The sequence below is a fragment of the Flavobacterium taihuense genome, assembly GCF_019351435.1.
GTDB classification, from domain to species: Bacteria; Bacteroidota; Bacteroidia; order Flavobacteriales; family Flavobacteriaceae; genus Flavobacterium; species Flavobacterium taihuense.
In genome coordinates this window covers 254947-276904 of sequence record NZ_JAHWYN010000003.1, presented here as the reverse complement: position 1 = coordinate 276904, position 21958 = coordinate 254947, and the positions used below count along the sequence as shown (strand labels likewise).

Below are 21958 nucleotides of genomic sequence, written 5' to 3'. Positions count from 1 at the left end.
ATTATTGTATTTCGTAAATTACTGGTGCAGTTCTCGAAAGCATAATATCCGAACCAACTAATTTTGTTTTAATATCTGAAATAGTCACTTGATCTCCTCTAGTTGCTCTTGCCAAAGCTGTTTTACATTGAGCATTAACTCTATCTCCAGAAACAATTACTGCAGCTTGACCCGCAACTTTTAATGTAAAACCAACCACATTTAATTGAACGTTGAAATCAAAATCAGGCAACTTTGCAGAAACTTGTGACACTTCCAAACGAGATTTAGCTCCTTTAACAATTCCCATTTCTCCACCGATAGCACCAACTGGAGGGGGAATACCTTTTATTCTATATGATTTTTTATCAGATACTTTAGAACCATCAGGTAAAGTTCCAGTTACATTAATAACCACTTCAGAACCTTGACCTGGATTCATGTTATAAGAACCTGGCTTTCCAGCAGAACTTAAACCTGGAGCTGATGCACTTACTTTATCGGCAGAAATACCAGCAAAAGATATAGTCATAGGATTTATAACACCTCTATAAACTACATTCATTTTATCAGCAGAAATGGTCGCTGAATTTGGTTTTGGAACCACTACATAATTTCCAACAATTGGAATAGCTACTGGCTTACCATCTTCCATAAAAGTAAAGTTACCATTAATGTCGTGTTCACCAACATTACCTGCACCAAAACTGAAATCAACTTGACCATCATGCAAAGCAGAGCCAAGATTTAAATTACTTCCATTCACTACCACTTTAGTAGGAACCGTTGCTTTATCAAAACGTCCCAAAACTATTTTTCCCTTTACAGCCTCTCCCGCAAAAAAAGCAGATTTTTCAGGAATAACAATTGCAGTATAATTTTTCATAGATGCAGCTGCAACAGCTGTTGAACCAGTCAATCTACTCAGAATTTGATTTTCGATTGTATTAACATCATTCTGCGTTGCCGTCAATTTAGCAACTGAAGCAATCAAAGGAAAATGTTTAAAATTATAATCTAAATTATTTTTAGTTACTCCTTCTTTATCTACTACATCTCCAGTATTGAACTTTGTGTTAAATTCAGAAACAATATCCTTAAATTTTGGATCATTCCCTAATGCCGATTTAACAGCAGCTTTATAAGAATCTACTGCCGCCGCTACCTCTTTACCTTTAGCTGACAATCCATCTCCACTGAACCATGATTCATCTAATTTTGATGAATTATCCATCGTCTCGTATGGTAATTTACCATCTTTTTCTCTTTCTATATCCTTAGTAAAACCTTGTTTAAGAGATTCTATATATTTATAAAAAGTAGTAGAAGCAAGAGCAACTTTTTTTCCAATCTCATTAGGGACTTTGTATTGCTCTGGTTTATCTTGAGCCTTCATATCTAAATCTGCTAAAATAGCTTCATTAGAAGTTAATGCTAAATTATTCGCTGTTTCAAATCTTTCATTGATTAATCCAAAAGCTGATAAAACTTCTTTGGACATGTTTAATGCTAACATTGCGATAAAAACCAGATACATCAGGTTAATCATCTTCTGTCTAGGGGTTAATTTTCCTCCTGCCATTTTTTCTAATTAGTTTATTATTTAATATTATAATATATAGTTAAAAAACTAATTATCCTTTATTACTCATTGCGGTTAACATACCACCATACACATTATTTAAAGAAGCAATATTTGCAGTCATTGATTGCATTTGCTCTTTTAATTTACTTGCATTTTCAGCAATTTCTTTATTAGCCTCAGCATTTCTTGAAGCACTTTCTAATTGCACTTTGTATAAGCTATTCAAAGACTCCATTTGAGCTGCCGCCATCGACAATTCTTCACTGTATTTTTTAGTAGCAGAGATTGAATCAACAGTAGGAGAAATATTTCTTGAAGCATCTTCGAAATTTCTAATGCTATTTCCTAAACTACTCATCAATTCACCATCAATTTTTGCTTCTTTCAACATTGCATCTAATTTAGAAGATAACATACCATCAGCATCATCGGAAACAACTTCTTTTTTCTCAGCTTTTTCTCCTCCGGCTAATTCTGGATAAACTAATGACCAGTCTAATTCATGATCAACAGGTTCAAACGCAGAAAGAGCAAAAATGAAAGCTTCAGTACAAAGACCAACTATTAATAATGCACTTGCTCCAGGATAATGTTGAATTTTAAAAAGCGCTCCAATAATTACTACTGCTGCTCCCATACCATAGGTAAAATTCATTGCTTTTTTGCTCAATATTGCCATTTTTTTAAAAATTTTAAAGTTAATTTATAGGTTATTTATTTAATTGGGTTTATTTTTATTTTTTGCTATTAGCGGTGCTTTGAGTTCCCATGTAATCTTGAACTGTTCTAAAACCGATATAACTTCTAGCCGAATCTGCGTATTCAAAAGCACGAGTACTTACTTGAAGGAAGTATGAAACATCTTTCCAAGAACCGCCTCTCACAACTTTTCGCTTATTTGAATTATCAATAACAGCTGGATTCATAGTAGACACAAAATCATACGAATTCGCATCATAAGCAGAATCAGTCCATTCTGAAACGTTACCGGCCATATTATACAAATTATATCCATTAGTCTCATAAGATTTTGCTTCTACAGTATATAATGCCTGATCAGCAGCATAATCTCCTCTATTCGGTTTAAAATTAGCTAAAAAACATCCTCTATCACTTTTTGTATAAGGGCCTCCCCATGGAAAAGTAGCGGATTCTAATCCACCTCTAGCTGCATATTCCCATTCTGCTTCAGATGGTAATCTAAACGAATTTACATTATCAACATGATTCTTTTTAGACTTGAGGTAACTATTTTTATTTAATGTTCTCCATTCACAAAAAGCTTTAGCCTGACTCCAAGTAACACCGACTACAGGATATTCTCCATAAGCCTTGTGCCAAAAATAATCATTGTGCATAGGTTCATTATATGAATAGGCAAAATCCTTAATCCAAACTGTAGTATCTGGATAAACTTTCACCTCTTCAGTTCTAATAAAATCTTGTCTTTTACCTACTTTGGCTTTAGCAGCAGCCTGAATATCCATCCACGTATAACGAAATTTAAGCTTATTAACATCCATAGTTCTCAAACCATTATAAGAAGCTTCCAAAGGCAAATACATAGAATCCATTACTTCAACATAATATTCATCCGGATATTTTTTAACATCCTTAACCAACTTAGCTTTCCTATTTAATCTCTTATACGCATTAGGGTCTTTATCTGTACCAATACTATAATAATTATCATACATATATTTATCATATGCAGTCATCTTTTCTGGATCAGAATTATTATTATTAAAAGAATAATCCGCTATACTACCAGTATTTTTTCCCTTTCCTTTTCCGTCACTAGCAGCACCTTGTCCACTTTCTTCAGCTAAAATAGCCAAACGGAAACGTATAGTAGAATCTTTTACCCATTCGACAAACTGACGATATTCACTATTTGTAATTTCTGTTTCGTCCATATAAAATGACCTAACAGTAACTGTTTTTGTTGGTGCGTCAGCAACATTTGCGACATCATCATCAGACTTACCCATGATATATGCACCACCAGGAACCAGCGTCATTCCATAGGGTTTTTCCGGATGCCATTTTGCTCCTTTTACACCAACCAACTCACCTTTGTCGCTTGATCTACCACAGCTAATCAACACTGTTAAAATTGCCGTAAATGCAATGAAATTCTTCATAAAAATTGGGGTTATCTATTCATTATTATTCAGGATGCAAACCTATATATTTTTTGTCTAAAAAAATATTTTTCTAGTCACTAATTATTTTGGTCAAATGTATGTTAAAAATTCTTAAAAAAAAATAATTTATCGCCAAAGCGTTAAAAAAGAACGATAAAAAACATGATTTTTAAAAAAATGTAAGTATATCGTAATTATTTCAAATATTCACATTAAATTAACAATTTTATTATAAATTCACTAACTAGTTTAAAATCGAAAATTCATATAACATTTTTCCTTTGAGCTTTCCACCATCGTTCAGGCATTTCTTGATTACAAGCCGCCAAATACTCCTCGTATGAACACGGTAATAACGTGTGTTTTTTCAATTTATTGTTTAAGTTTGAAATAAAAGGTATCTCAATCCACCATCTATCTGTTTTATCACTTTTATAAAAAACTAAATCTTCTTCTTCTAGTGGGACAATATATTTTAAATAATTCTCTCTGCTACCAAAAGGATATTCGTTTGATCTGTAATGATACCCTTCTATAAAATACCAAAAAATTTGCGCTATGATTACTGCCTCTTGCTGAGTATTATTATGATTAAAAACTCCAAATGAAGTTACTTTATCACTTATTCCTGCATATCTCGCCAATGAACAGATTTCTTTACCATTAAAACCATTCGGATTAAATACAATAAAATTACCAGAATCTGACGATTTTACAGAATTTAAATCAATACTTACTAAATCAGCATCCCTAAAAACAGGTTCTGAAATTGAAATATTATTTGAAACTTCCCCCAAACGATAGGCATCGAAAAACAACTTCTCTATCAAATCTATCTCCTCCTGCGAATTGTAATAAGTTTGATAGCCAATATTACAAAAATTAAACAGATTATTAGGTTCGTCTATAATAATTTTTGTTAAAAAAGAATTAGTACTAATTGTTTCATTTTCTTTCCCAAAATCAAATTTACTATCAATAGCAACTAAATTCACCATTTGCTCCAAATCGTCGTAAGCCCTATATAAAGCATAAGTCAAATCTTGGGATCCTCCAATAACTATTGGTATGATTTTTTTCTTTATTAAACTTGAAGCTATTTTTTTTAATGCGAAAAAAGTATCTTCTTTTGAATTTCCAGCGAGAATATCTCCTAAATCAGCAATTGATGCTTTCCAATTACCAGGAAACATTCCGTACAACTCTTTTCGAATCGCATTTAAATGAACATCTGACATTGCTTTGCTATCTTCTCTATTTTCAAGAACACCAATTATTGCAATGTCAATTTTTTCCAAATCAGGGATTGAATCATCAGTATGCAATACAATTTTGCTTCCCAAATGTTGAGTAGACAATCCTAAAACATAATTTAGAATTTCTTTATCTAGTGGCACTAAAAATTCAAACTCCATCTTTTAATTTCTTTTTCCTGATAGCTTACTTGTTTCCAATAAATTCTTGAAAATATTAAGACTATTGAATTCTTTTTTTCTATTTCTTTTTTTCTACCGCCTTTTTAACCGCTGGCTTTTTAGCGGCAGTTGCTTTTTTGGCGGCAACTTTTTTTGCAGGTGTTTTTTTGGCAATCATTTCCTGAACTTCTGCTAATGTTAATTTTGCTGCATCAACATCTTTACTTAATTCAATTTTTATCTTCCCTTTTGTAATAACAGAACGACCCCAACGGGCTTTCTCTACCAGTATCCCTTCATCTTCCCAATTGTGCAGCACTTTATCAATATTCTTTTGTAACTTATCCTCAATTAAAGCTTCTACATCCGATTGAGATAAATTATCAAAATCATACTTCTTACTTACATTTATAAAGATACCATTCCATTTAATAAATGGACCAAAACGGCCAGTCCCTTTTTGAACACCTTCGCCTTTATAAACTGCAATTGGCGCATCAGCGATAGCTTTTTCATCAATTAATTCCTGAGCCCTCACCATTGACACATCCAACGGATCTTCTCCCCTTGGCAAAGAAATAAACACACTTCCATGTCGCACATAAGGACCATAACGACCATTACTCACTTCAACTTCTTCTCCATTATATGTACCCAAATTTTTTGGAAGCAGAAATAAATTCAAGGCTTCCTCTAAAGTGATATTACCAATATTTTGTTCGTGTCTTAGACTCGCAAACTTTTTATTTTCATCTTCGGCATCACCAATTTGAGCCATTGGCCCAAATTTACCCAGACGAACCGAAACCGGTTTGCCTGATTCTGGATCAATTCCTAATATTCTTTCTCCACTTTCTCTATCAGCATTAGCTTCAACATCTTTTACCGTTGGGTGAAATTTATCATAAAACTCCTTCATCATCTTTGTCCACTCCATATTTCCATCGGCAATTTCATCAAAATCCTGTTCGACTTTTGCCGTGAAATTATAATCCAAAATATTCCCGAAGTTCTTCACCAAGAAATCAGTAACAATTGTACCAATGTCTGTAGGAACTAATTTTCCTTTATCAGAACCTGTATTTTCTTTAAGTAACTTTTCTTCTAGTTTACCCGATTGCAAAGACAATTGCGCATAATTTCGTTCGACACCTTCAAGATTTCCTTTTTCTACATAATTCCTGTTGATAATAGTAGAAATTGTTGGTGCATAAGTAGAAGGACGGCCTATTCCTAATTCCTCAAGTTTTTTTACCAAAGAAGCTTCAGTATATCTTGCTGCCGCTCTTGAATATCTTTCGGTAGCTGCAATATAATTGTTTTGCAATTTTTCATTAACTTTCATTGCAGGCAACAATCCCTCTTGCTCTTCTTCTTCATCATCGTGTCCTTCAAGGTACACTTTCAAAAATCCCTCAAAAAGCAAAACCTCACCCGAAGCAGTAAATAACTCTTCATGATTATTGGCTTCAATTTTTACATTGGTACGTTCTAATTTAGCATCACTCATTTGAGAAGCCAAAGTTCGTTTCCAAATCAAATCATACAAACGGGCTTGATCTCTATCAATATCTACGGTATGACGAGACATATCGGTAGGGCGAATCGCTTCGTGAGCCTCTTGTGCTCCTTTACTTTTATTGGCAAAAGTTCTTGGGTTTGAAAACTCCTTTCCATAAGACTTGATAATTTCTGCCTGCGCAGCATCCATAGCCTCCTTTGACAGATTCACACTGTCAGTTCTCATATACGTAATAAGCCCTGCTTCATACAAACGCTGCGCTAACTGCATAGTAATTCCAACAGGCAAATACAATTTTCTTGCCGCTTCTTGCTGCAAAGTCGAAGTCGTAAAAGGAGCTGTTGGTGATTTTTTGGTAGGTTTAGTTTCTAAATCCGCTACCTTATATATAGAACCTATATTTTGTTTTAAAAAATCTTCGGCTTCTTTTTTGGTGTTGAAATTTTTTGGAAGTTTCGCTTTGAAAGATTTTCCGGCTTCATTAGTAAACTCTGCTACAACAGAATAAGATGCCATTGCAGTAAAGTTTTGGATTTCACGCTCCCTCTCCACAATCAATCGTACAGAAACCGATTGTACACGTCCGGCAGACAAACCTCCTTTAACTTTTCTCCAAAGAACCGGTGACAATTCATAACCCACCAAACGGTCTAAAACTCTTCGCGCCTGTTGTGCATTTACTAAATTATAATCAATTTCACGAGGTTTTTCAATGGCTTTTAAAATAGCGGTTTTAGTAATCTCATGAAAAACAATACGTTTTGTTTTTTCTTTTTTAAGCTTTAACTCTTCAGCTAAATGCCAAGAAATAGCTTCACCTTCGCGATCCTCATCACTCGCTAACCATACCATATCAGCATTTTTGGCTAACGTCTTTAATTTAGATACTAATGCTTTTTTATCTGCGGAAACTTCATATTTGGGTTTGAATCCGTTTTCAACATCGACACCAATTTCTTTAGAAGGTAAATCGGCTATATGCCCATAACTTGACTCTACCTGATAGTCACTTCCTAGAAATTTTTCGATTGTTTTTGCCTTCGCAGGTGACTCAACTATCACTAAATTCTTTGCCATTTTGCTTTTATTTGAATCGCAAAAGTAATTTTTTTTTTTAAATATCAGCCTTTCATTGATTTTAAAAACACTTTATATCGGCAAACGAACCATTTCAACAACTCAAGGCAGTAATTTATTAACCTGGTTATAGTTCATTTCAAACACAAAAAAATAAGAAAAGAAAAACAATAAGCAAAGTCATCCAAGATAATAAATACCCTTATAACAGCAAAATATGCCGTTCAATTTCACCTATATATATAGGTAGAAAAAAATATAAATCACATTTTTTTCTTTTCAAAGCATATGAACATAAATAATTAGTTAAATTTACTACAAACGACCAAATCTAACCTTCAAAATTGCATAATGAATCGAACTGAACAGTTAGCAAAACTGAAACAAACCCAAACTTGGGACATTATCATTATTGGTGGCGGTGCCAACGGACTTGGCGTTGCAGTGGATTCTGCGAGTCGAGGTTTCAAAACTATCCTTTTAGAAGCAGTTGATTTTGCAAAAGGCACCTCAAGCCGAAGTACCAAATTGGTTCATGGAGGCGTTCGCTATTTGGAACAAGGCAATCTTTCCTTGGTCATAGAAGCTCTAAAAGAAAGAGGTTTGATGGATAAAAACGCAGGACATTTGGTCAAAAACGAATCTTTCATTATCCCAAATTACAACTGGTGGGGCGGTTATTTTTACACCTTTGGTTTAAAATTCTATGATTTATTAGCCGGTAAATTAAGTCTTGGCAGTTCTAAATATTTATCCAAAGAAAAGACACTAGAATTAATCCCTTCCATTGAACCAAATGGACTGCAAAGTGGCGTACTGTACCATGATGGCCAATTTGACGATTCAAGATTGGCAATAAATTTGGCACAAACAGCCATAGAAAAACAAGCTTGCGTTCTGAATCACTTTAAAGTTATCCGTTTACAAAAGAACACTAAAAACATAGTCACTGGAATTACAGCTATTGACCAAGAATCCCAAAAAGAGTATACCATACAAGGCAAAGCAGTGATTAATGCAACAGGAGTATTTACCAATGCCATCATGAAAATGAACGATACGGCTTATAAAAAGTATATTGTTCCCAGTCAGGGTATTCATTTAGTATTTGACAAATCTTTTTTGCCAGGTGGTCATGCATTAATGATACCTAAAACGAGTGACGGAAGAGTGCTTTTTGCGGTTCCATGGCATGACAAAATTGTTGTTGGCACCACTGATACTCTAGTCAAAAAATCAGATCTTGAACCCATTGCGCTCGAAGAAGAAATTGAATTTGTACTGAAAACTGTGCAAATATATTTAACAAAAAAACCAATGAGATCAGATGTTCTTTCTGTTTTTGCAGGTTTAAGACCTTTGGCAGCACCTGAAAAAAAAGGACAAAACACCAAAGAAGTTTCTCGTAGCCACAAAATAATCGTTTCTGAAACCGGGCTAATTACAATTACTGGAGGAAAATGGACCACTTACAGGAAAATTGCTGAAGATATCGTCGATAAAGCCATCAAAGTGCATGAACTAAAACCAAATAAATGTATCACAGAGCATTTAACCCTTCACGGAAACAAAAAAAACAATGCATCAGATTTTGAAAATCATTTATTTATTTACGGAACTGACAGTAAAGCCATACTTGAATTGCAAGAAAGCGAACCTGAACTAAAGGAAAAACTACATCCTGATTACAATTACACTTTAGCCGAAGTTGTTTGGGCCATTCGAGAAGAAATGGCTACAACAGTTGATGATATTTTGGCAAGACGTGTTCGGCTATTATTTTTAGATGCCCGAGCAGCAATTTCTTGCTCTACCAAAGTAGCACATTTACTAGCTAAAGAATTAGGTCATGACGAAAATTGGATTCAAAATCAAGTAGTCGAATTTAAGACTTTGGCTAATGGGTTTTTATTGAAAGAATTTCGAATTCCATAAAGAGATAAAAGACATCTTCCATTTTGAAATCACAAATAGAGTTAACGATAAGTCAGACTTAATGTAATATCCCATGAATCATAATGTTGATCATGAATAGTTGCTAACAAATCATTCACATCATTAAATCTGCCGAAGCCATAATTAGTTATCAGTGAAAGAGCAAAATGTCTATTCAAATTATACTCATAACCCAGACCAATTTTTTGGGATGTCCCACTTACATTATGTTCATAAGGGTGATCATTTATGTATTCGCTCCAACCATATTGACCATTTGCAAAAAAAGAAACGGTTTTGAAAGGGAATACCTGTATTTGAAAAGATGTATTAGAAATACTAATTCCTTTTTCGGGGTTTGAAAAGTCGCCAGATTCAATTAAATATCCATCTAATTTAATACCTAGCCTAAGTGCTCGAAAGGGGCTATATCCGCCATGAAATCCCATGATAAATCTTTCTTTCCTACTTTCGCTATGACCGTTACTCGAGACCTGAAGCCATCCAATTCCCATTTCGATCCCGACGTAAAATCCCTTTTTAAAAGTATTTAAATTATTTACGGAAGTACTCATTTGAGCATATACATAATTAGTCATTGGTAGTAACAGACAGCAGACCAAAAGAACAAAAACATACTTTTTTGAATTTAGGTATGACATGGAAATGACTATTTAATAGTTCTAAATAGATTTTTTTTAACGAGTGGCACCAATGTTTTCTATTCCCTAAAAGTAACTATAAATTTACTAAAAAAATCACGACTATTGCTTTCCTAAAATCAAAAAACACAATTCCGAAAATGAATTCATTAGTCCTGATTCTAGTGAAGAGCCTGGAGTCCCTTTGACTCAAATTTATTGTATTTGCAAAGCGACTGAAAGAAGCTCTTGCAGACACTTAAAAATTTTATTAATGAGACTAGACCTTGCAGCGAAAAGCGGAAATTACCTCCGTACTAAAATCTGCTTGACTATTTCAAATTGGAAGGACTTAAAAAGTTGTTAATTCTTCGGCTGACATCTTGTCATAATCACTGTATTTGCCTTATCTTTGCGCTTTGAAAATACCCAATGGAAAAGATAATTGAAGAAAGCAAACAAGGGAACAGCCTTGTTCTAGAACATAAACTGGAGAATACCAAGAAGCTTTATATAGAGAGCTATGGCTGTGCGATGAATTTTTCGGACAGTGAGATTGTGGCATCTATATTGTCTGATGGCGGTTATAATACCACTTCTGTTTTGGAAGAGGCAGATTTAGTATTAGTAAACACTTGTTCTATTCGCGACAAAGCAGAACAAACGATACGCAAACGTCTGGAGAAATACAATGCCGTAAAACGAATTAACCCGAAGATGAAAGTGGGCGTTCTAGGCTGTATGGCCGAGCGCTTGAAAGAAAAATTTCTTGACGAAGAAAAAATTGTAGACCTTGTTGTAGGTCCTGATGCCTACAAAGATTTACCGAACCTATTGAGTGACGTTGAAGAAGGCCGTGATGCGATCAATGTGATTTTGTCAAAAGAAGAAACATACGGTGATATTTCGCCCGTTCGTTTGATGAGCAACGGAATTACCGCTCTCGTTTCTATCACGAGAGGTTGCGACAATATGTGTACGTTTTGTGTAGTACCTTTCACCCGTGGACGTGAGCGCAGTCGTGAGCCACAAAGCATTATGAACGAAATTCAGGATTTGTGGAGCAAGGGATTTAAGGAAATAACACTTCTAGGTCAGAATGTAGACAGTTATCTGTGGTATGGCGGCGGTTTGAAAAAGGATTTCATCAATGCTACTGATATGCAAAAAGCGACAGCGGTGGATTTTGACCAATTACTGGAAATGGTAGCGGTTGGTTTCCCAAAAATGCGCATTCGTTTTTCGACTTCGAATCCGCAAGATATGCACGAAAGCATTTTGCACGTTATTGCCAAATACCCTAACATTTGCAAACACATTCACCTACCGGTACAATCGGGCAGCAATCGAATCTTGAAAGAAATGAATCGTTTGCATACCAGAGAAGAATATATGACTTTGATTGATAAAATTCGTTCTATTATTCCAGACGGAGCCATTTCGCAAGATATGATATCGGGATTTCCGACAGAAACGGAAGAAGATCATCAAGATACACTGAGTTTGATGGAATATGTGAAATATAATTTTGGTTATATGTACAGCTATTCAGAACGCCCTGGAACTTTGGCGGGAAGAAAAATGCAAGATGATGTTCCTGAAACTACCAAAGCAAGAAGATTGCAGGAAATTGTCGATTTACAGCAAAAACACGCTTGGTTGCGCTCTGAGGAATTCATTGGCAAAACGGTTGAAGTATTGATTGAGAAAGTTTCAAAAAAATCGACTGAGGAGTTTTCTGGAAGAAATTCACAAAGTATAACCGTGGTTTTCCCAAAAGAAAATTATAAAATTGGAGATTTTGTAAATGTAAAAATTAAGTCTTGCACTTCGGGAACTTTGAAAGGAGAAGCAGTTGGATATTCAAATATGAACTGATTTTTTTTTACCACAAATTAACACAGATTAAAAAAATACAGATGGAAAAAGAAATCACAATTAAATATAAGCCAAACATAGATACATTAGTAAAAGTCTCTAAATATTTATTAATACGTATGCCTTTTTTGAAAATTGCTCCTTTTCTAATAGTAATATTTATTTTACAAAGTAATTTGGGGACTTTTTTAGAATCCAATAACAATACTAATTTAAAAAATTGGAATATTATTGATATTTTCCCTTTTGTTCTAATCATTACAATTTGGGCTTTTGTCTATTTTCGAACAATGTCGACAATGAAAAAAAACATACTGAAAAACAAAAAAAACCTAGAAACTCAAAAAATATCATTCAAAAACAACTCTTTCATTCAAGAAGGCGAAACCTTTAAAATAGAGAATTTCTGGAAAGATTCATATCAAATTAAGGAAACTAACGAGTGGTTTCTAATTTATTTACAAAAAAATTCTGCTTTACCTATTATCAAAGCAGATTTAAAAGACAACCAATACAATGAATTAAGACTGCTTTTTAATTCAATCGATATAAAAAAGAGTTTAAAAAACTAAAGCACTATGACTAAAAAACATATACTCATCGCTTTAATTACATTTATCGTTGCTTTTGGAATAACATTCTATGCAATTAGAACTTATTTTCCAAAACATAAAATTGAACAAACAGCCATTCAAAAAGATACGCTGACAAAACCTCAGCAGTAAAACCATTATATTTCATTAGATATAAATAAAGTTTGAAAGTTTAGATTTAAAAGTTTGCTTGGCAACTTGAAACAGTAAACTTAAACTAAAAAAACTAAAAGCAAATGGATACAGTACAATCAATAAAACAGCGCTTTGAGATTATTGGGAATGACCCAAAACTTAACCGTGCAATAGAAAAAGCCATTCAGGTTGCCCCCACCGATATTTCGGTTTTGGTGGCTGGAGAAAGTGGTGTTGGAAAAGAAAACATCCCAAAGATTATACATTCCTTATCACACCGAAAACACGGAAAATATATTGCCGTAAACTGTGGTGCCATTCCAGAAGGAACAATTGACAGTGAACTTTTTGGACACGAAAAAGGGGCTTTTACAGGTGCAACCAGCACTCGCGAAGGGTATTTTGAAGTAGCCAATGGTGGTACAATATTCCTTGATGAAGTAGGAGAACTGCCATTAACCACTCAAGTCCGTTTGTTGCGTGTGTTGGAAAATGGTGAATTCATAAAAGTAGGTTCATCGCAAGTTCAAAAAACAAATGTCCGAATCGTAGCCGCAACGAATGTCAATTTATTTAAAGCAATTGAAAAAGGGAAATTCCGTGAGGATTTGTATTATCGTTTAAGTACGGTAGATATCACGTTGCCACCACTTCGAGAACGAAAAGAAGATATACATTTGTTATTCCGAAAATTCGTTGCCGATTTTGCCAATAAATATAAAATGCCTCCTTTGAAGCTTGACGAAGGTGCCATTGCCTTATTGCAGAAATACCGTTGGAGTGGTAATATTCGACAATTGCGAAACGTAGCAGAACAAATTTCGGTATTGGAAACCAACAGAGACATTACTGCTGCTACTTTACAAACGTATTTACCCGCAGAAGGCAGTAATTTACCATCGGTAATAAAAGACAAAAAAAACGATAGTGATTTTAACACCGAAAGAGAGATTTTATATAAAGTCCTTTTTGACATGAAAAGTGACTTGCATGATTTAAAAAAATTGACATTGGAATTAATGCAAAATGGCAATTCTAATGTTCAGGAAACCAATAAATCACTCATCAAAAAAATATACGGCTCCAAAGAAGAGGATAGCGAAATTGATTTTGAAGAAGAACCAAGAACTTCTTATTTATCCAACTCAAATATAGAACAGAACTACGAAGAGCAGGACAACAACAATTATCTTCTGGCAGAAACCATTGAAGAGGAAGAAGTTTTACGACTCGAACAAAAAGAAATCGAAATGATTAAAAAATCATTAGAAAAAAACAAAGGGAAACGAAAAGCCGCCGCCGATGAATTGGGCATTTCGGAGCGTACTCTGTATCGAAAAATAAAACAATTTGATCTTTAACAAAAAATAAAATTTCAAAAACAACAAATTTCAAATTCCAAATTCGATTTTTGTACATTTGAAAACTGAATCAAATTAGAATTTGGACTCGAGCGATAGCCAACAGGCGTAGCAATTTAAACATTTATGAAAAAAATACATTACCTCTTTTTAATAATTAGTTCTTTCATCCTCAATAGTTGTTCAGTTTACAACTTTACAGGAACTGGTAAAATTGATGCCAAAACGTATCAGGTAAATTTCTTCCCAAACAATTCTGACTTGATTGAACCAGGAATTGATAGAACTTTTACACTTACATTGCAAGATTTAATTCAAAATCAAACTAATTTACATTTGGTGAAAAATGGTGGGGATTTGACGTATGAAGGAGAAATAGTAGATTATCGTATCAGTCCAATGACGGCAACTGCAGATCAGCAAGCAGCACAAAACCGTTTAAAGATTAGAGTAAATGTTAGATTCACCAATAAAAACAAGGAAGCTGACGATTTCGAAAAAGTTTTTGAATTTTATCATGATTATCCAGCAGCCCAACAATTGACCGGGGCAACAAAAGATGCTGCCATAAAAGAAATTTTTGAAAGAATCACACAGGATATTTTTAATGACTCGCTTGCGAAATGGTAACTTTAAAAAAGTAATGAGTTAGCGGTTTTCTGTTTGTAGTTTGAAAACAATTGAAACTATAAAGTCAAATTATAAAAATTGGAAACTAAATCCTAAAACTTAGAATAACCCAAACAAATGAACGTTAGTAGCTATAATTATTTATTAAACCAACCTGAAGAAATCAACGAGACTCAAACGGTGGCTTTGGAGAAAGTTTTGGATGAATTTCCATTTTTTCAAAGTGCAAGAGCGTTGCGTCTGAAGGGGCTTTACAACCTCAATAGTTACAAATATAATTTCGCATTAAAAGTTGCTGCCGCACACACTACGGATAGAAGCGTTTTATTTGATTTCATTACTTCGGAATCATTTATTGCCATACAAAAAAAGACTTACGATAAGAAAACACAAGACCTTCTAAACATAACAGTTATCGATAGCCAAATTGTTAAAAAAGAAGAGCCAGTACCAATTGCAATAAATCCTTTGGAACAATCGATTCTTACTTCAATTAAAGAAGCTAGTTTAAATACAGAGGTATATCATGGTGTTACTTTTGAAAAAGTTGAGACTGAAAAAGTTATTGAACAATCGATTCTGGATTCTATCAAAGAAGCAAATCCTGTTCAGAACAAAGAGGGCACAACAGAAGCTGAAAATAAATTAGAACTGGGCAAACCATTAGATTTTTCAAAAGAGGAAACCCATTCATTTCATCAATGGCTTCAAATTTCGAGGATACAACCCATAATACGTGAAAATCCCCAAGAGAACAATACGATGGAAAAAGACCCTATAGACGAGGATAAAAAGAAAAAAGCTGAACTAATCGATAAGTTCATCGAAACCAGTCCGAAGATTCCGCCAATAAAACCTGGAGTTGTATTTACCCATAATCTTGATCTCAACAAGGAGGACAACTCTTATTTAATGACAGAGACTTTGGCTAAGGTATATTTGGAACAAAAAAAATATCAAAAAGCGATACAAGCTTATGAAATATTAATTTTGAAATATCCAGAAAAAAGTAGTTTCTTTGCAGACCGTATAAAGGATATTAAAATAGTACAACAAAATAACAATTAATAATAAATAGTATGTTTTCAATTTTTTTAGTTTTAATTACAATAGTATGTTTTCTATTGATCGTAGTAATAATGGTTCAAAACCCTAAAGGCGGTGGACTTTCTTCTACAATAAGTGGTTCTCAAATGTTAGGTGGTGTACAAAAAACTACAGATTTCTTAGATAAAAGCACTTGGACATTAGCGACTATATTAATTGCTTTAATCTTACTTTCTGGTTTGAGTTTCACAGGAACTTTAAGTGATGCCGATTCTAAAATCATTGACAACACTGAAACTGCTGCACCAAAAACTAATGCACCAGCTCAAAACACACCTGCACCAGCAACTCCTGCGAAATAATTTATTTACATATATACAAAAAATGCCAGCCTGTCAAAGCTGGCATTTTTTATAAGAAAAAATGTCAGTTTATAGGCTATGGCACAATTTCTGAAAGAACAACAACAGTAAAAATAACATAAACATAAAAATCATGACTTTAAACATTAAACCACTTTCAGATCGAGTTCTTATCGAACCAGTTGCAGCTGAAACGAAAACGGCGTCAGGAATTTTTATTCCAGATACCGCCAAAGAAAAACCACAAAAAGGAACTGTAGTTGCAGTAGGAAATGGAACTAAAGACCACACTATGACCGTGAAAATTGGAGACACAGTCCTTTATGGAAAATATGCTGGAACTGAATTAAAATTAGAAGGAAAAGATTATTTAATTATGCGTGAGGACGATATCCTTGCAATAATCTAAGATAAGTATTAAGAATAAAGTTTTGTTGTTCGCTTTGAGCAACTTTAAAGATTTAAACCTTAAACAATTTAAAAAAAAATTAGAAAAATGGCAAAAGATATAAAATTTGATATTGAAGCACGTGACGGTTTAAAACGTGGAGTTGATGCATTGGCAAATGCAGTAAAAGTAACCCTTGGACCAAAAGGGCGTAACGTAATTATCGGTAAATCTTTTGGCGGACCAAACGTTACTAAAGACGGTGTTACTGTAGCAAAAGAAATTGAATTGAAAGATCCCTTGGAAAACATGGGTGCCCAAATGGTAAAAGAAGTAGCTTCAAAAACCAATGATTTAGCTGGAGACGGAACTACAACCGCTACGGTATTGGCACAAGCTATCGTAAAAGAAGGATTGAAAAACGTTGCTGCTGGAGCAAACCCAATGGATTTGAAACGCGGTATCGACAAAGCGGTTGAAGCTATTGTAGCTGATCTTGCTAAACAAGCTAAAGTTGTGGGAAGTGATTCTGAAAAAATCAAACAAATTGCTTCTATCTCAGCAAATAATGATGAAGTTATTGGTGAATTAATCGCTAATGCTTTCGCAAAAGTTGGAAAAGAAGGTGTAATCACTGTTGAAGAAGCCAAAGGAACAGATACGTATGTTGATGTTGTGGAAGGAATGCAATTTGACAGAGGATATCTTTCTCCATACTTTGTAACCAATCCAGAAAAAATGGAAGCGGAACTAGAAAGTCCATACATCCTTTTGTACGACAAAAAAGTTTCTTCTTTAAAAGAATTATTACCAATATTGGAACCAATTGCACAAACTGGAAAACCATTATTAATTATTGCAGAAGATGTTGATGGTGAAGCTTTATCGACTTTGGTGGTAAACAAATTGCGTGGTGCTTTAAAAATCGCTGCTGTAAAGGCGCCTGGCTTTGGAGACAGAAGAAAAGCGATGCTAGAAGATATTGCTATCTTAACTGGTGGAACTGTAATCTCTGAAGAAAGAGGATACACTTTAGAAAACACTACTTTAGAGATGCTAGGTACTGCAAAAAGAGTAACTATTGACAAAGACAACACTACCATTGTAAGTGGTGCTGGAGAAGCAGATATGATTAAAAATCGTGTCAACCAAATCAAAGGTCAAATGGAAACTACGACTTCTGATTATGACAAAGAAAAATTACAAGAACGTTTGGCTAAATTAGCTGGTGGTGTTGCTGTTCTTTACGTTGGTGCTGCTTCTGAAGTGGAAATGAAAGAGAAAAAAGACCGTGTTGACGATGCGCTTCACGCGACTCGTGCAGCAGTCGAAGAAGGAATTGTTGCTGGAGGTGGTGTCGCTTTATTGAGAGCTAAAAACGCTTTAAGCACTATTGTTTCAGACAATGCTGATGAGAAAACAGGAATCCAAATCATATCTCGTGCAGTAGAATCTCCTTTGCGAACTATTGTTGAAAATGCAGGTCTTGAAGGTTCTGTAGTAGTTGCAAAAGTTAGTGAAGGTTCTGGAGATTTTGGATATAATGCCAAAACTGATGAGTACGTAGACATGCTAAAAGCTGGAATCATTGACCCTAAAAAAGTAACTCGTATCGCATTAGAAAATGCTGCTTCGGTTGCGGGAATGATCTTGACTACAGAGTGTGCTTTAATCGACATCAAAGAAGAGAATGCAGGCGGAGGCCACATGGGTGGTGGTATGCCAGGCATGATGTAAAATCAGCTTAAATTAGTATCAGACTTAATGAACAAAAATCCGTCTTGAATTCGTTCCTGACGGATTTTTTATGCTTCATTAAAAATTAAACAACATTCAAATGCTGCCTTAACAATTTTTCATAAAAAAACCGTCGGACTTTATAAAGCAAGACGGTTAATTTTATTTTTATTCTATTTATTTAGCAACGACTTTTTGCTTGATTAATTTTAGAAAAACAGGAATTGTCGATACTAAAATGATTCCAATTACAATTTTCTCAATATGTTCTTTTAAATCAATTCCCCACTGATCCTTGAAAAGACCATACAAATAATGACCTGAAAATATCAATATAAAAGACCATAAAAAAGAGCTCAATATATTAAAAAACATAAATTTCTTTTTATCCATTGATCCAATACCAGCCACAATCGGCGCAAATGTTCTTACGATAGGCAAAAATCTCGCATAAATAATCGCTTTCCCTCCATGTTTTTCAAAAAACTCTTTGGACTGAAGCAAATATTTTTTCTTAAACAAAAGTGTATCTTCTCTATTGTATAAATAATACCCACTTTGGGCTCCAAACCAATAGCCAACCATATTACCAAATACTCCTGAAAGCGCTACTAACGTTGAAAGTAAAACAAGATTTATAAAATCACTTTCTATAAAAAGAATATTCTGAACCAAATCACGGCTATAGATTCCTGCCAAAAAAAGCAAACTGTCTCCAGGAAGAAAAAAACCGGCAAAAAGGCCTGTCTCTGCAAACACAATGAATAAAACAATGTACAAACCCAGTTGAATGCCTCCAATTGTAAAAGTTATATAAAATTCAGGATTTACTAATTGGGTCCATTCAAAATTACTCATAAATTTTTGTGTTTTATTTAGGCTGTGAAAGTAAGGATAATTTAGGTGAACCACAATTTATTACTTCACTTTAAAGTTTTATTAACGATTTAAAAACCACAAAAAGCATCAAAAATAAGTTTCTTTTTTGATGCTTTTTCTTTCACCTGTATAAAATTTTAAATTAATTAGGATAAAATAATTCCTGATGCAAAATAATCTAAAACTACATATTACAGTCTTTCATATTGACAACAAGCATGAAGATTATCATAATCTTCTTTGGTTGATTTCAATTCATCGGTGTCATGTCCAACTTTGGCAATAGCTTTTTTTACATCCAACAAAGAACATTTCTCTTCGTTTATGATTACACTCAATTGATGTGTGTTAATACTCCAAGAAGCCGATTTCACTCCTGCTATAGAATATGCAGCCTTTTGAATCCTCTTTTGGCATTGCTCGCAGTTACCATTTACTTCAGTTGTATATTTAGCGTTTTTATTTTTCTTTTCTTGGCCTTTAGCCGAAAATCCAATGATAGTCATTAGTAAAACTAAAAATACATTCTTAACTATATTATTATTGAAGCTTTTTTTGAATTCTTGATTAGTTGTTTTCATCATTTTATTTTTTAAATTGATATTGTTATTGTTCCTATCTGATTTTAAACCTTAAACCCGCATAATACATTTGTCCAAATACCGGTGCGTACAAAATAGTTGCATCAAAATAAGGTCCAAAGGGGTTTTGTGAATCTACTATAGCAGGATTTTGAGTGTAATTCCCAATATTCTCCCCTCCTACATAAATTTCAAAAGTACTGGAAAACACTCTTGTAATTTGAGCATTCATCAAAGAATAAGCTGATGAATGGTCCGGAAACTGGAAGGCTACGGGATTTGAAGCCGTGTAAGGCAATTGTTGCTCGCCAATCCAATTATAGGTAAAATCAAATTTCCAGTGCTGACCTTTATCCTTAATTTGGGTTTCATACCCTAAATTTCCAAAAAAACGATGTGCCGCCTGCAATGGTCTTTGATACTTCCCAGACAAATAATCGGTTTTAATGTTGTAATATTTGTAAGCCGAACGCAATTCCAAATGCTTGGCCAATTCATAATTAAACTCCAGTTGAAAACTATTGGCAAACGAAACACCGTCCAAATTATGAAAAATTACCGATTGAGGGCTTTGCATAATATCGACTACGACTTGATTTTGGAAATTGGTTCTGTAGAAATCGGCGGTAACATCTGCATTCCTATTAAACAACTTGAATCCTTGCATAAAACTCAAACCATAATTCCAGGCAATTTCTGAATCCAATCCATATAATTTACCACCAGAATTTACCACATCAAAAGTTCTGGAACTAGCAAATAAAGTTTGATTTTCGGCAAAAATATTGGCAGGGCGTTTTCCTCTTCCTGCTGAAACTCGCAACACTCCTTTCTCCCAAGGATTGTATTTCATATGAATTCTTGGCGTAACAAAAACACCCAAACGATTACCATAATCTACCCTACCACCAAGAATCAAGCTAAAATTATCTTGATTATCATAGGTATATTCAAAGAAAGCTCCAACAGTATTATCTATCCTACTGTAATCTAAACTGTTGACAAACTCAGCATAATTATCATAAGTAAAATTCAAGCCTGTGGCAAACTTGTTCTTTTCATTATTGATGATCGAATTAAAAATCAAGTTCGAATAAAAACTATTCTGTTTGATAGTATACCTATTTAACCCAAAGTACGAATCTTGGTCATAGCTCGATAATGCATTTTGAAAACCAATGCTTTGATAGGGCATATCTTTAAAAACATAACCTATTTTTGTAGAAACATCGATTTTCTTGGTATCGATTTCAGAACCCCAAGAATTCGTTGTTCCTTTATCGGCATCAGGATTAAAACTCAATTGCCCCATCAATTTAGCGTCATCCATATATTGCAAATTAATAAAACTAACCCAACCTGTTTCTGCATTATAATACTGATAGCGATTTAATAAATTGATTTGTTTTTGCAGAGGATTGTCTAGAAAACCATCGCTGTTTTTATCCATTTTGGAATCTCTAATATTGCCGTGAAGCAGTAAACTAGTCGCCCAATTGTCGGACAGTTTTTGATTGAAATTGGCGTTCAGTTCAAAACGGGAATCGGTAGAACCATAAGCGTTTAATAAAAATGGAACTTCCGACATCGGTTTTACTAATTCGGTATTGATTTGCCCCGATATGCTTTCGAAGCCATTAGCCACACTTCCCGCTCCTTTGGTAATCTGAATGCTTTCTATCCAAGGACCTGGTGTAAAAGAAAGTCCGTAAGCTTGTGAAGCTCCTCGAACTGAAGGAACGTTTTCTTGGGTCATCAATAAGTAAGGGCTTGTCAAACCCAACATTTTGATTTGCTTCGTTCCAGTTAAAGCATCCGAAAAATTGACATCTATGGAAGGATTGGTTTCAAAACTTTCTGCAAGGTTGCAACAAGCGGCTTTGAGCAATTCTTTTTTGGTTACTAAAGTGGTATTTCCCGTAACGGTATATGATTTCTGAAGGGCTTTCCGTTTGGACTGCACTTTTATTTCTCTTAAAGTATCTTGCGAATAGGAATTAAAAGCAGCAAACAAAAGCACTAAAACTAATGTTATTTGTATTTTCATGATTAAAATTATAATGATT

Annotated in this window: 19 protein-coding genes; 10 read left to right on the top strand and 9 right to left on the bottom strand. The window is 34.2% G+C overall.

The features are described 5' to 3' along the window. Position 1: 1 nt before the first annotated feature. The 5 genes from porM to topA all read right to left on the bottom strand — a co-directional run bounded on the left by porM (position 2) and on the right by topA (position 7725). A complete protein-coding gene (gene porM, locus KZH69_RS04665; protein WP_219316295.1) occupies positions 2-1561 on the bottom strand; it encodes a type IX secretion system motor protein PorM/GldM in 1560 nt (519 codons plus the stop codon). A 52-nt stretch (positions 1562-1613) separates the two neighbouring features. Then, entirely contained in the window at positions 1614-2243 is a 630-nt protein-coding gene (gene porL, locus KZH69_RS04660; RefSeq protein ID WP_219316294.1) for a type IX secretion system motor protein PorL/GldL, read from the bottom strand. Between the two features lie 55 nt (positions 2244-2298). Then, complete coding sequence (gene porK / locus KZH69_RS04655) at positions 2299-3708, bottom strand: T9SS ring complex lipoprotein PorK/GldK (protein ID WP_219316293.1); 1410 nt, start codon at positions 3706-3708, stop codon at positions 2299-2301. Positions 3709-3974: 266 nt separating this feature from the next. Further along, positions 3975-5126, bottom strand: coding sequence for a formimidoylglutamase (locus KZH69_RS04650; protein WP_219316292.1), 1152 nt, complete (start codon positions 5124-5126; stop codon positions 3975-3977). 79 nt (positions 5127-5205) lie between these two features. Then, positions 5206-7725: a type I DNA topoisomerase gene (gene topA, locus KZH69_RS04645; RefSeq protein ID WP_219316291.1), complete on the bottom strand. Its 2520-nt coding sequence runs from the start codon at positions 7723-7725 to the stop codon at positions 5206-5208. 351 nt (positions 7726-8076) lie between these two features. Here topA and KZH69_RS04640 point away from each other — a divergent pair, with 351 nt between their 5' ends. Continuing rightward, a complete protein-coding gene (locus tag KZH69_RS04640) occupies positions 8077-9660 on the top strand; it encodes a glycerol-3-phosphate dehydrogenase/oxidase (RefSeq protein ID WP_219316290.1) in 1584 nt (527 codons plus the stop codon). 41 nt (positions 9661-9701) lie between these two features. Here the strand turns inward: KZH69_RS04640 and KZH69_RS04635 are convergent, their stop codons facing one another. Further along, the gene (locus KZH69_RS04635) at positions 9702-10322 is read right to left on the bottom strand and encodes an outer membrane beta-barrel protein (RefSeq protein ID WP_219316289.1); all 621 of its coding nucleotides are present in this window, start codon (positions 10320-10322) and stop codon (positions 9702-9704) included. 411 nt (positions 10323-10733) lie between these two features. Here KZH69_RS04635 and miaB point away from each other — a divergent pair, with 411 nt between their 5' ends. The 9 genes from miaB (at position 10734) to groL (ending at position 18432) form a co-directional block, all read left to right on the top strand. Beyond that, complete coding sequence (gene miaB, locus KZH69_RS04630) at positions 10734-12179, top strand: tRNA (N6-isopentenyl adenosine(37)-C2)-methylthiotransferase MiaB (RefSeq protein WP_219316288.1); 1446 nt, start codon at positions 10734-10736, stop codon at positions 12177-12179. A gap of 41 nt (positions 12180-12220) precedes the next feature. Continuing rightward, positions 12221-12751, top strand: a complete 531-nt coding sequence (locus KZH69_RS04625; RefSeq protein ID WP_219316287.1) for a YcxB family protein — start codon at positions 12221-12223, stop codon at positions 12749-12751. Between the two features lie 6 nt (positions 12752-12757). After that, complete coding sequence (locus tag KZH69_RS04620; RefSeq protein ID WP_219316286.1) at positions 12758-12904, top strand: hypothetical protein; 147 nt, start codon at positions 12758-12760, stop codon at positions 12902-12904. A 104-nt stretch (positions 12905-13008) separates the two neighbouring features. Beyond that, positions 13009-14268 (top strand): sigma-54 interaction domain-containing protein, encoded by a 1260-nt coding sequence (locus KZH69_RS04615; RefSeq protein WP_219316285.1) that lies wholly within the window; start codon positions 13009-13011, stop codon positions 14266-14268. A gap of 126 nt (positions 14269-14394) precedes the next feature. Further along, positions 14395-14898: an LptE family protein gene (locus KZH69_RS04610; protein WP_219316284.1), complete on the top strand. Its 504-nt coding sequence runs from the start codon at positions 14395-14397 to the stop codon at positions 14896-14898. Between the two features lie 117 nt (positions 14899-15015). After that, positions 15016-15966, top strand: coding sequence for a tetratricopeptide repeat protein (locus KZH69_RS04605; protein WP_219316283.1), 951 nt, complete (start codon positions 15016-15018; stop codon positions 15964-15966). Between the two features lie 11 nt (positions 15967-15977). Further along, on the top strand, positions 15978-16307 hold the full coding sequence (gene secG, locus KZH69_RS04600) for a preprotein translocase subunit SecG (RefSeq protein ID WP_219316282.1): 330 nt from the start codon (positions 15978-15980) through the stop codon (positions 16305-16307). A 133-nt stretch (positions 16308-16440) separates the two neighbouring features. After that, positions 16441-16716 (top strand): co-chaperone GroES, encoded by a 276-nt coding sequence (locus KZH69_RS04595; protein WP_100431955.1) that lies wholly within the window; start codon positions 16441-16443, stop codon positions 16714-16716. 87 nt (positions 16717-16803) lie between these two features. Next, positions 16804-18432 (top strand): chaperonin GroEL, encoded by a 1629-nt coding sequence (groL, locus tag KZH69_RS04590; RefSeq protein ID WP_219316281.1) that lies wholly within the window; start codon positions 16804-16806, stop codon positions 18430-18432. Between the two features lie 177 nt (positions 18433-18609). Here the strand turns inward: groL and KZH69_RS04585 are convergent, their stop codons facing one another. The 3 genes from KZH69_RS04585 to KZH69_RS04575 form a co-directional block, all read right to left on the bottom strand. Continuing rightward, positions 18610-19290: a DedA family protein gene (locus tag KZH69_RS04585; RefSeq protein WP_219316280.1), complete on the bottom strand. Its 681-nt coding sequence runs from the start codon at positions 19288-19290 to the stop codon at positions 18610-18612. A 212-nt stretch (positions 19291-19502) separates the two neighbouring features. Next, positions 19503-19892, bottom strand: a complete 390-nt coding sequence (locus tag KZH69_RS04580) for a heavy-metal-associated domain-containing protein (protein WP_219316279.1) — start codon at positions 19890-19892, stop codon at positions 19503-19505. A gap of 34 nt (positions 19893-19926) precedes the next feature. After that, positions 19927-21939 carry a TonB-dependent receptor plug domain-containing protein gene (locus tag KZH69_RS04575; RefSeq protein WP_219316278.1) on the bottom strand — a complete coding sequence of 671 codons (2013 nt, stop codon included), beginning with the start codon at positions 21937-21939 and terminating at the stop codon, positions 19927-19929. Positions 21940-21958: the final 19 nt, after the last annotated feature.